Raw genomic sequence first — 16,516 nt, forward strand, 5'->3', positions numbered from 1 at the left:
TGAATATATCTGTCGTTTAACCGATCTTATTTTGATAAGCGGGATGACTGATGACTAGGAGTGAATCTACAGGAATAACCGCATAGGAAATAAGAGCATGACTACAACGATCCGACCATCCCTTTCTAAAGTAAAAGCCCGTGCGAAAGCCCTTAAAAAAGAAAACCAAATTCCGCATATGAAAGCCCTTGAGTTGGCTGCTCAAGAGTTAGGTTACCCCTCTTATCACGCTCTAGACACGTATTTAAAAAGATTAAACAAAAACCAATCTGATATAGCCAGAAAGACGTTAATCCCCAAACTACAGAGCTCATTACTTGTCGTGTTCAATGATGATTTAGAAATCCGGAACTACAAGGACATAAACGGCGAAATTATAACCACTAAGGAAAATTTCCAGACTGAATACTTAAATAAAGGTTTCGCTGAACAGATTGGTGCTCGTTTAGTGAATGCCGAGGAACTCAAACAACTCCGTTTGCTAGCACCAGGCAGTATGGAAACTGGTGATAGAGATTATCTTCATGAATGGGGTTATGTTTGTATTGAGTTTCTCAGAGCTAAAGATAATCCTTGGACTATCGAAGATGCTGATAAGTTGGTGATGGAAAAAGTGGGAAAGGCGATAGGGCGTAACTACCGTGAATTTTTCTATCTAGACGGCAAATTAGTCGAAAATCATATATCCAAAGAGTGGCATGCCAAGTGGGACTCTTACAATGACGTTGATTACCATCCAGCAATTGATGGTTATTGATTGATGCATATTCACCGAAGTTAGTCATTTCCACTCTTGCACTAGTCGGGAAAACAAATCTAGTGCAATTGTGACTATCAGAGTGAATTATCACAAACTGAGGAAGAGCTTCGTTGAACACGTTAGATGATATTGAGTTTATTTGTAGCTTTGATGAAGAGATAGGCCTCAAGTATAAACAGGCAAAAAGTTATTACAACATTGCACCTGGGCAAACTCTAATTCTTATCAGAGCACTATTGGTTGAACTTTGTAGGGATTTACTAAGTGAGTACGGGGAAGTGAATCCCAAGGCAGAACTATATGACCTAGTTGAAAAACTTAAATCAACAGGAGAATTCAATAGTGGAATCGTAGACTCGCTACATCAAATCCGCTTGAATGGAAACAGGGCAGCACACCCAGAGCAATTTCCAAAGAAGAATGAGTTAAACCTAAAAAAGTTAGCGAAAGAGTCGCTGATACTATTATGTAGAGCCATTGAGATGATTCTAACTTCGATCCAAGGTAGGACTTCCTTATCTTACGAGTTTAACCATTCCGCAGATTCAGAGTCAGACTTAAAAGAAAATGCATATAAGGCTCTGTTTAAAAACGAACCTGATGCTAATTATGAGGTTGCTATGGCTCTAATTCAAATGCGTAACCAAAGGCTTCATGACACTCTATTCGGACCTGATGCAGAACCTTATGCAAGGTTTTATGATGGTGAAGAAATGAGGCATGCCCTGCATTTATTGGAATCTCCTGACAATAGCAATCACGCAGATTCACAATTTCAGCTTGGAATTGCATACTTGGGAGGCTTAGGTTGCAAGCCAAACGAAGACAAAGCACTTTGCCATTTCAGCTCTGCTGCGTACGGAGGAAACCTCAATGCTAAAGCGTACTATGGTTGTCAACTACTTAATCTCAAGGACAGGAATGAAGGAGACGAAAAAGAAGCTATCCAATTTTTAGAAGAGGCTTCGGAACACGGTCACCCATTAGCACTTGATATACTTAGTGCAGAATATGCTAAAGGCGAGATCGTTGAGAAAGATATTCACCGTGCAACGAAGCTGCTTACCGAAGCAGCTAATTTAGGTTATCCAGAATCCCAGTATAAGGTGGCTGAATTGTTCTTACAGCAGGACAATTTAGAGAAATATTGGCACTTCATTTACAAAGCCATTGATAATGGCCATGTTAACGCTCTTCTTAGTGCTGGCCGAACATTAAGTCATACTTCTACGAACAGAGCGCAACTGAAAAAGGCTTTTTCTTATTATTATAGCTATATCCAGCTTACTCAAGATGCACAAAGTTTTAAGGGAGATCCAAATGTTAGATATGAGCTCGGTTCACTAATACTAAAAAATGCTGGAAACAATCCGTATGAGATTAAAGAGGGCTTAAATAACTTCGTATTTAGCTATTGGGATCCTAGCTGCCCTTCTGATGTAAAGACTAAAATTGAAAACCTATGCCCCAGTTATCTTGAATCGATTGACAACTTATTGAGTACTATGCAACTCAGCGTAGAAGAGGAAAGTAGCTGGAGTAGATTCTATGCTTCCTTCAAGGCTAGTGGTCACCCTTTTGATACCAGTAAGAGTATGCTTGCCGAATTAAGCAGGATTACTGATGCTCGGCCAAAAATCACCCAACCTAAGTCATACATGCCTAAGAGGAACAATGTTTTGCCCTCACCAAAGTCACTGCCTGTTACCACCCTTCCCAAGAAGAAGATTGGCCGGAATGATATCTGTCCTTACTGTAACTCTGGTAAAAAGTATAAAAGATGCCACGGCAAGTAGCTAAAGGTTCTGAGTTTACAGCTAGTAAAGATTTACATTGCTTCAGTGATATCTAATTTAGAATTTACAAAACAATTCAAATCGACCACAGATTAGATTAGATGTACTATCTCACAATCATCAGTTAAAAGGTCATATGGAATAGCAATGACTCTTAGCTCAGCACTATAATTGAATGGCGGTAATGGGTTTGTAAACTTGTTTTGCTTGGGATAAATCAAGTACATAGTGCCACAACCGCCCAAGTAGCTGTTACCATATGCGAGTAGTTGATACATGTCTGATTGGCTAATACCATATTTATGTTTAGCTGTATCAAGGCGCTCATCAATTCTTTTCCATTTAGTATCGGCAACAAAAACCACCTTATCACTAGCAACGTCTTTTACAACAATATCAGGCCGCAGCTTAAACCATCCTTCAGTTTTATTAATTCTGGCTGAACGATGCTCAACCAATGCATGAGAACTAACCTGAATATTTAACCGTAAGTCAGGTAAAACGGCTTTCTTCAATCGCTCAGCGACATACTTTTCGAATAGAACTTCCATTGGGAAAAGAAAGGATATTCCCCTATATGATCCAGATGTAACTAATGGTGACTGATAGCTCAAAATTAGTTCACACCAAGGTTTTGCTTCTCTGTAATGAACTAAAGATCTGTCTTTTGACCAGCGCTTTAAGTCATTTTCGTAGTTGGCAGACAACGGAACATCACTTAAAGCAAACAATAGTTCCTTAGCTAACTGGAGGTTTTCACTGCTTTTCACCCAAGAAAGTACTTGTTTTAGCGCTGTATGTATTAATCTATTTTCCGGTCTATTTGATGTAAATTTATCGTAGGAAACATAAAATCTGTTTTGGTATCCAGGTCTCTGACGAATTTGCTTGGATGTATTCAGTTGACCTTTTAAATAGGATTTTCTTTCCTCCATGCGGTTGTAGTCGCTACGAACTCCCTTTTTTATGATAGAAGCTATTTCATGTAAAAAGTAACCAATCAAGATTTCGAATAAAGGTTGTTTTAGTGTTTGAAGTGATGAATCTTCGAATTGTTGCAGAGATAGCTTATTTACTGTCGTTAGCATTTTTATCAAAATTTTTTTAATAATATCAGACTCATCTGAATCAGATATCTTTGGTAAAATTTCTATGCGTGTTCCACAAGGTGTCTCTAACACCCCGACATAATTAACTACTTGGAGCGCTATTCCTTTCCCATATTTTTTAATTCTCACCAGTTCTACCGACTTTTCATTGGAGCTTTGTCCATTAGACAGTAACCAATTGAAAGCACTCGGTGTAATTGAATGACAGTCGATATCTGACTTGTCACCACCATTAAGTAACAAGCCAAATTCACGAATTTGGATCATTGAAGGCAATTTTTTGTTGATCATCGAGTGTAAACACTTATGTATGCTTCAGGTACTCTCAGAGCATCTAAATTCCGTTTATATGGCAGTGTTCCAGGTGCTTCCCAGTCTACCCCCATTAACTCAACGATCTTTTCAGAATCGAATTGTTCAACGACAAAACAAAATTCATCTTGCTCTTTCAGATGATCACCTAGAACCTGCCCTACTCGCTCCCAGTCTTCAAAAAAGTATTCTTCCAACAAGGGGAGTATTTGTAACTCAAATATTTCAGCAAGCAAATCTACAGAAGGGTTATCTTTAAGAGGGATAAAAAAGCTATGCCCAATCGTATGCTCTCGGTCATAAAGAAGCTCAATACGCTGATTTATAGTTTTTACCAATAAACACACGTTGATCCCTTCAATCTCCGGTATTTCCGCCAAAAGATTGTAGTCAGTCATCATTTCAACAAATTCGAATCGTCGACGTAGCGCAATATCTAATTGAGCCAATGATTTGTCAGCGGTATTCATAGTACCTATGATGTGTAAGTTTGATGGTACTGAAAACGTATCTTTTGAATATGGTAGTTTCACTGATAGCGCTTCATTGCCACCAGAACGCTTACTTGGCTCAATGAGAGTGATTAGCTCACCAAATATATTTGAAATGTTACCTCTATTGATTTCATCGATAATCAGCACACGTGAATCCGTTGAACTTGAGCCACCACTAGATAAAATGCCTGAAGAAATAACGGCTTGAACCAGCGTCGACAACACATTTTGATAACCATTGACGATATGCTTTTCCATAGTAGTGTTAACAATATCGAATACGCGCTTTTTCTTTATGTCATCGACCGTTATTCGATTGAGCTTCACCAATTCAACTAGTTCATCAACAATAACCTTTGGCATAGGTAATATTGAACCATTGGGTTTACGGAGTGTTATGAGCTCCTCGGTAATAGCTTCAATCTGATAACTGGAAATTTGACTACCTGGACCAATACTCCCACTTTTATTACCGTCAGTAAGAGTTGTTTGCAGCTTTGAAAGATCTATCGTTGTGTCGTATAGCCGATAAAGAGTTTTTTGAATTAGATTCTTTTTAAATAGCTCTTCAACTGGTAGTGAAGGTTCATATACTCTGTGCCAAATAACGTTCCTAACCTGAGAGTATCCGGAGCTATTGACTAGCGAGTCATCAAAGAAGTAGTCACTAGTGATCTCCGCTATTGCTCTAAATTTACGGTTACCGTCGGATACAATAATTAGATCTCCAATGACCATTTCATTTTTAAAACGATTTACAACGTTAACTTTATACTCACTACTTTCATTTTCAATAGATACTCCTTCCGCACGATATATACCAACAACGTCTTTTCGATTTGATGCTGCTGAAAAGTCAATATCATAACCGTACCCAAGAAGAACATAATTATTCTCTATACACTGTTGATAAATAAATGAATCTTCACCAGCCACCTCACCTAACGACATTTTCCAAATAGTACGTCCTGATATATCCAATTGATTCTGTGCGGATTTCAATTTCGGTCTAGCACTTGCAGACTCACACATTCTTTTGAAGATTCCATCCTCGACCTCATAACTGATCTGTTTGTCTTCTGTTGTTGCTTTCAAGCCTTCAACAAAATCTTCATAACTAAAACTCTGGTGAAAAGTAACAAAACCAATACGATTGTTCGATACTAGCTCGTCAAAACGAACCTTGAGCTTACTTCTGTTTGCTCTGTTAGATACATAAAACTCAGGATCGACAATCTGCAATGACTTATCAATTGTCGCATGAGTTTTCCCCGTTCCTGGTGGGCCATATAGAATTTGGTTTAAGCTGCTAGATATTGGATGTTTTTCTTCCACTTGGTATATCTCTTCTTGCTCAGCTATATGGGATTTCTTTAGTAATTTATCCTCTTTCCACAATGTTTTCAGTGGCTCAACGTAGAAATCTAGCTCCTTCGTTCCGTACTCTTCTTCAAGCTTTGTTCTGAGTTCATATAAGTTGGCATCAACTTCCCCGCTTGTCATACGGTTAAATTGACTCCCGCTAATATTGGAACACTTTGCCAAGATTGCTCTACGATCTGTATTCCCAAATATACGTTCATGAAAGTCGGGAAAGAAGAGGAACAAAATCATATGGCGCAACTGACGAGAGTTATTCTCGGGTAATTGCTCCAGCCACTCCGAGAATCGAACATGCTCATTTAATAATTGCTCTCGATCATCTGGCTCTAACTTCAATAAAGATTCGGTAAGACGAATGCAATAGATTAACTCTTTCCAACGAAGGGTATTATATGCTGTGCCAGCACTGCCTACTCCGGTGAGTGCCTTGTCTGAAAGGTATAACTCTTTTCTTCTTGGCTCTACTTGATAACCACTCCATGAAAAAACACGCTCAATGCCGATTCGTTTAGATACTGGACCAATATTGCTTGGACATAAAAACATCAGCCATAGCATCTCCGCAGCAAGTACTTTTGCCTTTGCGGATGCTTTCGCTAATTGTGCTTCTAGTTTTTCGAAGAAGTCCCCATTCCCTTCATCTAGGTTTTCTACGAAGTATTCCATTAACTCCGCACAACACTCTACCGTCCAAACAGTATCGTCTATCAACAGAGAATTACCATTGATAAAGCATAGCTCTTTAAATTGTTCTGCATTTGCCAATAGGTTCTCTGCATTTCCATCGCCGCAATATCTAGCCAATTGAATACCTTTCCTTTTTTGTTATGACGAAGCCGGGAAATGAGTCTAGCTAACATAGTTATACTTTTCCGTATGGCTGCCTAAATAATCATACAGCTTTGCGACAGAAAACGGCAAGGTATTATAACCTAATGATATAAAATGATTTTTGTCAATTAATGAGCGGTCAATGAAATCTACAGCTACACAGTTAACATCGTAAGTGTTTAACACACGTCTTAATATTCAACTTTATAGTTAAGTAGCTGATGAAATTGCAATTAGAGCCATAACCCACCACTTTAGCCGTTCGATTTATCAATAAGTTAAATCAATAAAACTAAACCTTTTGCATATTCTGCCGATACTAGAAACACGTCAAGTTGGTTGCTTGGTCTTCCAAAATACCGATATAAGTTCAGATAAAAAGAAACTAGGTATATCTCGTGGCAGTTAACGTCAATACAAACGTATCAGCAATGCATGGGCAACATCACCTCAGTCGGGTTACCGACAGACAAGCTACGTCTATGGAGCGCCTATCATCGGGTCAAAAAATTAATAGCGCGAAGGATGATGCTGCTGGGCTTCAGATTTCTAATCGACTGCGAGCGCAGAGCCGTGGAATGGATGTAGCTATAAAAAATGCTAACGATGGGATTTCTATGCTACAAACAGCTGAAGGAGCTTTAGCTGAATACACGGAAAATCTAATGCGAATGCGAGATCTGACATTAAGGTATGCCAATGGTTCTCTTGATTCAGAAGACCGGAATGCAATTTCAGTTGAGTTTGAAGCTCTGAAAGAAGAGTTAGGTAGAATTACTCAATCTACAAGTTTTGCTGGAGATAGATTGCTTAACGGAAGCAATAGTTCACGTTCTTTTCAAGTTGGTCCTGCTAGTGGTGAGGCTGTACTAGTTGAGCTTCCTGATTTAGAGAGCGTACGAGAGCAAACAGGGAACAATGCTCAAAAGGTATTCTACGCTCCAATTATGAATCATAAGGTTGATAACTGGAGAGCAGATCCTGGGCAACGTATAGGAGTTAAGGTAGTTTATTCCGAGGATAATAAAAATCGCACAGAGTACTTGATTTCGGACGCTATAGATGGGGCTACAATGGAAGATATTGTAGAGAATTTAAATGATAAATATGGGGATAAGATTAACTTCTATCTAGATGGCTCTATTGACAAGAGCACTTTAGAGGAGCGTGATATTGGAAAGGCCGATCAAGTAAGGCTTTGTTACACTTCAGACGAAGATGTATACATCACTATTCAACTACGAAACGCCTCAGGAGCAACAAGAGTAAACAACCCTTTTTGGTATGGCTCTGGGCGATCATATATCGAAGATAGTTCTATAGAGCATAAGCTTCCGACACTCGAAGGTGGCAGCAATGACTCGATAGCTGCAATAGATGAGCTTCTGGAATTTATTGATTCTGCAAGGGCTTACCTTGGCGCATCACAAAACCGTCTTAACCACGCCATAAATAACCTCTCCCAATCTTCAGAAAACGTAGCAATCAGCAATAGCCAGATTAGAGATACTGACTTTGCCAAAGAAACCAGTGAGTTAACCAAACAATCTATACTCAAACAAGTAAACACTTCTATGCTGGCTCAAGCAAGCAAGGCTCCGCAAGGAGCACTTGGTTTGCTCAGCTAAAACTAAAACGAATCCATCAACATTTTCATTAGCTTTTTCTTTTCTTCCATTTTCAACCCTCCAATAAACATATCTAAGCTATTATCAGAAGGCTGTTTTTCTGGCTTTTCATCCAGTTTAACCAACACTTCCGCAGTTTCGAGAATATAGTCTTCAATTCTTTGAGCGGGTATTCGTAACTCTTCCGGAGTAAGGATTGTATAACCTTCTGTTACGTCATCTCTTCTTGACTTGTGGTTCAATAAGCGTTTTATCGTATATGTACCAAGGCTTAAGCTTTCTGCAACAGTTGTGTAAGTTCGTCTAAGGTCATGAAGCGTAAACCTGAAGCTCAGCTCATCGTTGATAGAATCCAATACCTTTCTTGGGTCAACGATCCGTCCCTGAACATTGTCCACATTAAAAACGAATCCTCTATCATCTTTTTGATCTATTCTATGGTGAAGTAGTCGATGCAAATAGCTACTAATCGGTAGTTCCAACGGTACACCATTTTTCGTTTTACTAACGTAAAAAGTCTTTGCCGTTAGATCCACAAACTTCCACTCTAGTGTAAGCAGTTCGTTCCTTCTTAGGCCAGTAAGGCTAGCCATCTCAACCATATCGCACACTGTTGCAGCAAAGTCATTTTTTTCAATCAGATACCTCTCACGCTTCGAATGCAAGACATCGAAAAATTCTTTTAACTGGCGAGTGCGAATATAGGTTCTTCTGCGCTCTACGTTATGCCATGAACGTTGGTGACTGAGTATTTTCACCGGATTCTCAGCAAAGATCATCTGATTGTTAAACCCTCGATATTCATACTTAGCAAAGTTAAATAGTGCTCTTAGTATTCTCATGCATAGGTCAGCTTGAGCTTGGCTTCCATCCCTCATACCTTCTATACGTCCATCGGAGATATCAGTATGGAGTTTCTTAACTGCTTCTTCAGTCAAGTTAATCAATGGCTTGTTCAGGTAGTTGGTAAAATAGCACTTCAACGCCTGCTGATAGCCTTTTACTGTAGTGTCCCTTAGAGACTTGGAACGGACATAATCGTCAAATACGGTCTGAAGTGAGACATACTCATTCTGCTCAGCTTTTGCTCGTTCATTGGGGTTTATCCCCATAGCTAACTCATTTATAGCTTCACGAGCTTTGGTTCTTGCTTGATCGATAGTTAAACTCGGGAATGTACCAAGTGTAACCTGAGAAGGTGACTTAGCTCCTTTAGCGCGTTTATAAACACGGAATGATTTTGTACCGGAGGGATAAACTTCGAGGATAAGTCCATCTACACCTGTATCGTGATAACGTATTCTTTTTTCTTTTGGCTCCAGAGCAGTTAGCTCCTTAACCGTAAATCGAAGAGAGTTTTTCATAATGCTTTAGGCGCTCTACAGCTACCTTTCCCTATCAAGAAACTGTACTTCAATTATATAGTATCCATCCTTCTCACTGTAGGCCCGTGCTACGAGTGTGCTACATCCAAAATCAATATTGGCTTACATAAATCAATCAACATCAACACCGATAAATAAAATAAACTATTGTTATATAACAAAATATTCTAAAAAATCAATCTAGGGGAATTTTCATCAAAACCATCAACCTAAAACTCATAATCGATTGGTCCCCAGTTCAAGTCTGGGAGGGGCCACCAGACATACCAAGGCCTGAGAGCATTTTCGCTTCTCAGGCCTTTTTGTTAGAAATCTATTTATAGCATATTTATAGCAACTTTCTGCTACACAGTATTTATAGCAATCCTACCATCCCCACCTATAAAATCACTTTCATACTGATAAGCTAAGTGGTTAAATAACCTAAAAACAAAATGGTTAGGTTATAGGTTATGGCTAGAAGAAATCCATACTTGTTAAGAACTATCCTAAGTGCCGGTATGCGATTTCTAAGTAGTTTCTGGACATAACTTTGTCAGCAGCTTTGCTAAGCTAACATCTTAAGGATAATCTCAGGTATTGGGTTGGACCTCCCAAGACTGCCAGAAACATACAACACCTTTACAAGTGCTCGCCCTCTACAGGATGATAATTAATCGTAGATGCTACACAGCAAGTTTAGCAACTGACACAAATGATATGCATCATCAAAAAAGGAAGGATATGAAAACATTATTTATTTTCTCGTTCGCTTTAATTGCAACCTCCTCATTTGCTAGTACAAACGGAAGTTATTTCAAAGTCACTAACTCAGGTGAACACTATAACTGGGCCAATAAGCGCTCTGAACGATTTGTAAAGGCAGAGAAATTTGGGGATACATTAGATGAAGCAGCGACAAAAGCGTTTAAATCCTACGGTGATTCAATAATGTATCCCCAAGATGGCGATGTTGGAAAATACATTGGCACAGTGGAAAAAAGGAACGGTAAGACCGCTTATCTTTTAGATATGTATGGACAATTAACCCTAATAGGGATTAATGGCCTTAAACAATCATCAAGCTTTGAGTACGAATTTTTAGTTAAACAGCAAGAAAACAAACTAACGTCTAAAGAAGTTACACATGGTGTTGTTTTAGGTAAAACAAAAATAGCAGAACTAAACGGTGACATTGTTTTTTCTACAACTAACAAAAGAGCCCAAGTAAAAAAACTCGACTCCACATACAAAGAAGCTCCTTGCTTTCATGCTCATTGTCCTTCTGCATCATATGCGGGATTTTTCGACGGAAAACTTGCAAATCTTACCTTTACCTACAAGACCAAAAGTAGCGACAAATTTCATTACACCCTAGAAAATGCCTTAGAAACTAAGTTCCGGCGTAGAGGTAGTTTAATTGATTGGTCCAAGAACAGAGAATCTACCGGGTTCTGGATTAACCCATTACGATTTGCTTATGTATCCTATATAGATTCAAGTGATGGATACTCAGAAGTGACGTATGAACTGAATGCTACTGATTTATTTAATGACTTTATTCAATTATTAGAAAAGGATAAACAATCGAAGAGAAAAAATTGATATATTTTTTATCTACACTCTAACCGGCTCTATTGAAATAATGTCCTCGAAGTAGCTGATGACCTGACCCCCGGTATCTGGATAAAAGTACGTTAGAATTTCGGTTCAAAGCCGTCTACTTCGGATTAGCTGTAATTGGGCAAAATGAAGTAAACGGCTTTGATGTTTGAAAGTATTGATTGCTGGCGCAACAAAAATAATATCGATGCTTACTTATACCACTCCGACTTGATTGCACTGAAATCCAAGTCTTTCCATTCTTCTTTCCAAAGCTGCCAGTAAGGGATGTCGTTGGAGGAAGGGGCACTTGTACATGGATCTATCTGGACAATTGATGGAAGAATAATGGATTCCCCCACCAACAAGGCTTCACCTTGACGAAATGAAGTCATCTTGTCGATTAACGAACCGAGTGAATCTGGAAGTAACTTCTTCACATATCCTTGGTCAGCAGGATTGGTCAAACGCATTGCAATGAAGTTACTACACTGGGAAAAAATTGTTTCTGATATCTCAGATGGACGCTGGCTCGCTAATAGTAGCGTCACTCCGTATTTTCGACCTTCTTTTGCTATTCGCTCAATAGAGGCCTTAGACGAACGGTATTTAGAAAGGTTGCTGTTCGGGACGTACTTATGCGCTTCCTCATAAACCAGCAAGATGGGAGCGTCATTATTGATTTTTTCATCTGGTTGCTTAGCGCATCGAATGCGTTTATAGATGTATCCATACTCGAACACCAAACGAGATATGAGTGATACTGTAATACTTAACACTTCAAATGGAACGCCACTGAGGTCAATGACAGACACGTTCGACTTGTTGCTCGATGAATATCCCAGTAGAGTCTGAAGGGTTTCCTCAAAAGTAACGTCCTTCGATTTATCACCAAGGAAAAAATCGAGTCTGCTGTCGCAGAGCTTATTTTCCAATCGGTTCACAAAGTTAGTTAGTTTCCCAAAGAGACTTCCTTGTGTGAGCTTTGGTTGGCCTTTTTTCGCACCAGTCGCATAGACCTCGCCCGAGTCTATGACTTCACTGTTTTTCTCGACAACATATTCAAGTACTTTACGGATATCAAACTGAAGCGGGGTGTCCAAGTGAATTTTCTGCTTATCATCCGCTGAACCACCAAATTTTGCTCGACGATCCCTGATGATTGCTTCCTTGAATATATTCCTTTGATTGTGATCGTTGCCTTCAGTGTCGAGGAAAAATTCTTCCAACTCCTCACTGTTCAGCATCCAGTAAGGCAAAACGAGATTAGATATATCTATGTGGTTAGCAGAAGGAAAAGCGGACTTATATTCAGAATGAATATCGAAAATAATCACATGTGAGTTATTAAGTGAAAATTCACCATCCTTTTCTACCACAGCCTTCTGGATGACACTTGCCAAGGTATGAGACTTACCAGAGCCGGTGGAACCAACTACAGCGATATGCTTATTAAAGAACTTGTTGCCATTTACAGGTACGGGGACATCCCGATTTGACGCCAGCGTCGCAAAGCGGAACCGCTCCACTTCAGGAACCGAATCGCCGTAAATTTTCATAATATCCGTTATAGTTGCTGGCTTGACTTCTTTGGGCGGTATCGCGAGTGAATCACCACCGCGCTCGAATTTTCCGTCCCTTAGTATGCCTAGTGGAAAAGCTTCGATAATGTGGTCCCGCTTGCCGTCTGCACTAACAGCGATCTGGAAGTTCTCGATAATAGCAATAAGTATTGCATTCTCGTTATCAGCGATCTTTACATAAGAACCGACCTTCAGTGATTCTTCCGCTATCTTGAAGTCTTCAAGGTCGTCCACGACGATTCGTACCTTATCAGGGAACACTGCGATAACTTGGGCGTTAATTTGTTCCTGTTGTTCATTTCTCATGTTCTGCGCCTACTATTTAGATGATGGATTGGATGTCCGACAAATTTTCAACCTGAATCTTGACGTGTCGAACCGCTGGGTCGTCGTAGTCGAAATAGCTGTTGCTTATGTAAAACTGGTAGATGCGTCGGGTTGTAGAGATTGCACTCACAGTTTGCTCAATGTTTAAAAGTGTGTTCAGTACCTTGATCTTTATTTCATTGCCATGTGTGGCCTTCCGCACGATAGAGCGATAGCTGAAGTCCGCTCCTTGAAAATCGTGGCCATCTATGATCTTAAAATCTTCCAAGATGAGTTCTGTCTTCAACGCAATTAGTTCGTCGCTAGACACCCCGTGTACATAGATGTAAGGACAAAAAGGGGATGGTTCTCGTTCAGACAACTTGGCCCATTTTTTGGCTAGCTGAAAAAAAATATCTTTAAGATCACTACGGACATAACAGCTTGGGTTCACTTCAACTAAAAAAAATCGCTCATATGGAGATATATTAAGCTCGGTGAAATATTCCTTACGGAGAGCTGCAAGATGAGCCTTCTTACCCTTTTTCTCGATGAACCATTCATTGAACAGGACGGTTGAAGTGTTAATCCTTGCTAGAAACTCTTTTTTGGTGATAGTTCTGTCTGCCGGAGCAGATTGGATTGATAGCTCTCGGATAACAGCAAGAGCATTATTGTAGTAGAAGTACTCTGCCGAAAATTGTGTTGCTCCGACATTTTTTTGGATAGCGTCAAGTATCTCGCGGTATTGCTCGTCAAACTCTTTTGCCCTGACGTCGATGGTTAGTCGTTTTAGGAATTCGCCAAGATCAGCATCGGAAAGACCAAGGTCGGTATGGTGGTAGTGTGTAATTTTGGAAGAACTTTTACCTTTTGAGTATGTTAGGAAGTGTTTTTTTAAGAAATTAACATCTACACCGCCGTCCAACTTTTCTTGACCTGAGGCATAATGTCCCTTAATAGAGTACGATACCTCGGGTTTTGTCCCTAGCAAGCTTTCCTTAAAATGAGAAACCATATGCTTAACAGCATCCTTGATTACAGAGTGGTTGTATTCCGTCTTAGCATAATATTTACACTGTGTAGCTGTAACTTCAGTCGCAGTTCGGATATCTATATCCTCTATGCATTCTATCTCAACAGAGTCTTCTAGCGCTCCCAGTTGCAAGATGCTGAGGATAGATAGATCAAATTGGTAAAAATACCCACGTATAGTGTCAACGGCGCTTCTATTTCTCATTATTTGTTCCGTGATTGTTCTTTTTAGATATCAAAACTATGACATATTGAAAAACTACCTAAGTTAGTAGACACAAACCAGCCACACAAATAGTCAACTAAGCACATAGTGATGTATTAGATAAATTAGATCAATAAATAGATATACACTTTTGGTAATAGCAATCACTCTAAACCGTAATGTAATGGGGCATTTCGTTTTAGAACTATCGTCAAAATACACTTATTCACAGAACTCCAAGTTAAAAAGCATGGCGTAGTTGAGAATCGATGCGCCACTCATAGATACGAGTGATAAACTCACGTCCAGCAGTGGCTACGCCTTTCAAAGCTCTCACAAGCTCATTATCACAATAGGGGCTGGTTTTTACACATCCGGTGGTCTTATCAACGGAAAGCTCGTAATGTGGCTTAAAAACCTGTTCCTTACGCTTACAGAAAACACCACCCATCTTCTTGATAAACTCTTTCCAGTTACCGGTATCAGCCGCAGAAACGATTTCTTTTGCTAAGTCCCCCAACCCCATAATATCTTTCAGTCTGCGTAGTTCACGCCACACAGTGACAGAACAACCACCTAATTGCTGAAACTGACGGATACCCCAACATGCCGCCCAAGCATCAACCCTAGCTGCTGCGTCTAATGGGTCTTCTCCATAGATGCCAGAATCCAGATCGCTACCATCAATATTCTTTGAAATGTACTTGGCGATATAGCCGGTAGCAGACCCTTTTTTCGGATCAATTTTTACTTCTGTAAATCGGTGCTCAGAAGCCCCTTGTTCTTCGCTATCTTCGCGCATGGCATAGTCACGCATAATGCTCACCATCTCGTCATAGTGATGCTTCTCGACAAATAAAAGCAGCTTATAATCGATTGATCCCAGTTCAAGTCTGGGAGGGGCCACCAGATATACCAAGGCCTGAGAGCATTTTCGCTTCTCAGGCCTTTTACTTTTCTGGCTTCTGTGTAGCAAATGTGTAGCGGATTTTTTGTGTAGCACTCCTTTCACCACCTTATCCTGACACTAACCCGTGTACCACGACAGCTATTACAACTGCCCCCCCTAATAGACTTTCTTTTTCTATCGCCTTCGATGATACTCTTGCGCATTATTGTTTAGTTGGAAAACTTCATGCCTCAAGCAAACTCCGTTGTCGTACTCGACTTTGAAACCACTGGCCTATCTCCTAATCTTGGTGACCGCGCTATTGAAATTGGTGCAGTTAAATTAGTCGATGGTGAGGTTGTCGATAGTTTTCAGCAATTAATGAATCCTGGCTTCAGAGTAAGCTCATTCATTGAAAGTTATACCGGCATCACCAATAACATGTTACGTACAGCGCCAAGCTGCGATGAGGTGATGGCATCGTTTAGTGAATTCATTGCCGATGATAATCTTATAGCTCACAACGCTTCGTTCGATAAACGATTTTTAGACGCAGAGCTTGAGAGAATCAACTGTGGTTATGCAGGAGAGTTCGCTTGCTCCTTACTGGTGGCAAGACGACTGATTCAAGAGGCACCATCACACAAACTAGGTGAGCTTGTTCGCTACAAAAACATCGATAACGACGGTGTTTTTCACCGAGCATTAGCAGATGCGCAAATGACAGCCAAACTTTGGCTTCAAATGGTAGAGGACTTAGAGCTGTCAGGAATCGTCAATCCAAGCTTTGAGTTTATGCAAACCGTTAGTAAAACAGCAAAAGGGAAAGTAAACCTACTACTGGCTAAAAGCCGTGTTTAACTCACTCGGGTTCTACCCCGTTTTCACGGATGGTTTAGTAAAGGCGTAAACTTGCGGTCTTGAATCGGCTAGCCTCCCGTAGACCAGCGATTAGTTGATCTAACTTGATCGGTTACTTGATCGCTAGCTTGATCGGTACATAGTCGCGATCATGTTCATTTTTACGGTTTATCCGATTAAACTGACGGCGGAGGCTTTATGTTCCGGTGCTAGGTGGGCGTACCTAAGGGTCATTTTCGGCTCTGTGTGACCAAGCCGTTCGCGAACCGTATTTAAATCAACCCCAGCCATCACCAACTTACTGGCAAAGGCTAATCTGAGGTTTGATTTATTGCCGAATATGACTATTGATATATAT

General features: G+C 40.0%; 11 protein-coding genes and 1 pseudogene. 5 read left to right on the forward strand and 7 right to left on the reverse strand.

What is annotated here, in order from left to right:
• The first annotated feature begins 97 nt into the window (after positions 1-97).
• Entirely contained in the window at positions 98-757 is a 660-nt protein-coding gene (locus DI392_RS08690) for a hypothetical protein (protein ID WP_109319527.1), read from the forward strand.
• A gap of 113 nt (positions 758-870) precedes the next feature.
• Complete coding sequence (locus tag DI392_RS08695; RefSeq protein ID WP_109319528.1) at positions 871-2,556, forward strand: DUF4145 domain-containing protein; 1,686 nt, start codon at positions 871-873, stop codon at positions 2,554-2,556.
• Positions 2,557-2,648: 92 nt separating this feature from the next.
• Here the strand turns inward: DI392_RS08695 and DI392_RS08700 are convergent, their stop codons facing one another.
• Positions 2,649-3,956, reverse strand: coding sequence for an McrC family protein (locus DI392_RS08700; protein WP_109319529.1), 1,308 nt, complete (start codon positions 3,954-3,956; stop codon positions 2,649-2,651).
• Positions 3,953-6,619 carry an AAA family ATPase gene (locus DI392_RS08705; RefSeq protein ID WP_342749703.1) on the reverse strand — a complete coding sequence of 889 codons (2,667 nt, stop codon included), beginning with the start codon at positions 6,617-6,619 and terminating at the stop codon, positions 3,953-3,955. The genes DI392_RS08700 and DI392_RS08705 overlap by 4 nt, the downstream gene beginning before the upstream one ends.
• Positions 6,620-7,083: 464 nt before the next feature.
• On the opposite strand from DI392_RS08705, the gene DI392_RS08710 reads away from it, so the two are divergent.
• Positions 7,084-8,313 carry a flagellin N-terminal helical domain-containing protein gene (locus DI392_RS08710; protein WP_109319530.1) on the forward strand — a complete coding sequence of 410 codons (1,230 nt, stop codon included), beginning with the start codon at positions 7,084-7,086 and terminating at the stop codon, positions 8,311-8,313.
• Between the two features lie 2 nt (positions 8,314-8,315).
• On the opposite strand, the gene DI392_RS08715 is transcribed toward DI392_RS08710, so the two are convergent.
• On the reverse strand, positions 8,316-9,677 hold the full coding sequence (locus DI392_RS08715; RefSeq protein WP_109319531.1) for a tyrosine-type recombinase/integrase: 1,362 nt from the start codon (positions 9,675-9,677) through the stop codon (positions 8,316-8,318).
• Positions 9,678-10,421: 744 nt separating this feature from the next.
• Between DI392_RS08715 and DI392_RS08720 the strand changes: the two genes are divergently transcribed.
• The gene (locus tag DI392_RS08720) at positions 10,422-11,282 is read left to right on the forward strand and encodes a hypothetical protein (protein WP_109319532.1); all 861 of its coding nucleotides are present in this window, start codon (positions 10,422-10,424) and stop codon (positions 11,280-11,282) included.
• 209 nt (positions 11,283-11,491) lie between these two features.
• Here DI392_RS08720 and DI392_RS08725 read toward each other — a convergent pair whose 3' ends face one another.
• The 3 genes from DI392_RS08725 to DI392_RS08735 all read right to left on the reverse strand — a co-directional run bounded on the left by DI392_RS08725 (position 11,492) and on the right by DI392_RS08735 (position 15,315).
• Entirely contained in the window at positions 11,492-13,168 is a 1,677-nt protein-coding gene (locus tag DI392_RS08725; RefSeq protein WP_109319533.1) for an ATP-binding protein, read from the reverse strand.
• A 16-nt stretch (positions 13,169-13,184) separates the two neighbouring features.
• A complete protein-coding gene (locus DI392_RS08730; protein WP_109319534.1) occupies positions 13,185-14,408 on the reverse strand; it encodes a DUF4297 family anti-phage-associated protein in 1,224 nt (407 codons plus the stop codon).
• Between the two features lie 241 nt (positions 14,409-14,649).
• The gene (locus DI392_RS08735) at positions 14,650-15,315 is read right to left on the reverse strand and encodes a replication endonuclease (protein WP_245884008.1); all 666 of its coding nucleotides are present in this window, start codon (positions 15,313-15,315) and stop codon (positions 14,650-14,652) included.
• A gap of 228 nt (positions 15,316-15,543) precedes the next feature.
• Here DI392_RS08735 and DI392_RS08740 point away from each other — a divergent pair, with 228 nt between their 5' ends.
• On the forward strand, positions 15,544-16,158 hold the full coding sequence (locus DI392_RS08740) for a 3'-5' exonuclease (protein ID WP_109319536.1): 615 nt from the start codon (positions 15,544-15,546) through the stop codon (positions 16,156-16,158).
• Between the two features lie 168 nt (positions 16,159-16,326).
• Here the strand turns inward: DI392_RS08740 and DI392_RS19920 are convergent.
• Positions 16,327-16,482: pseudogene (locus DI392_RS19920) on the reverse strand (tyrosine-type recombinase/integrase); the annotation flags it as partial.
• Positions 16,483-16,516 lie beyond the last annotated feature (34 nt).

It is taken from the genome of Vibrio albus, from assembly GCF_003144035.1.
Classification (GTDB): Bacteria; Pseudomonadota; Gammaproteobacteria; order Enterobacterales; family Vibrionaceae; genus Vibrio; species Vibrio albus.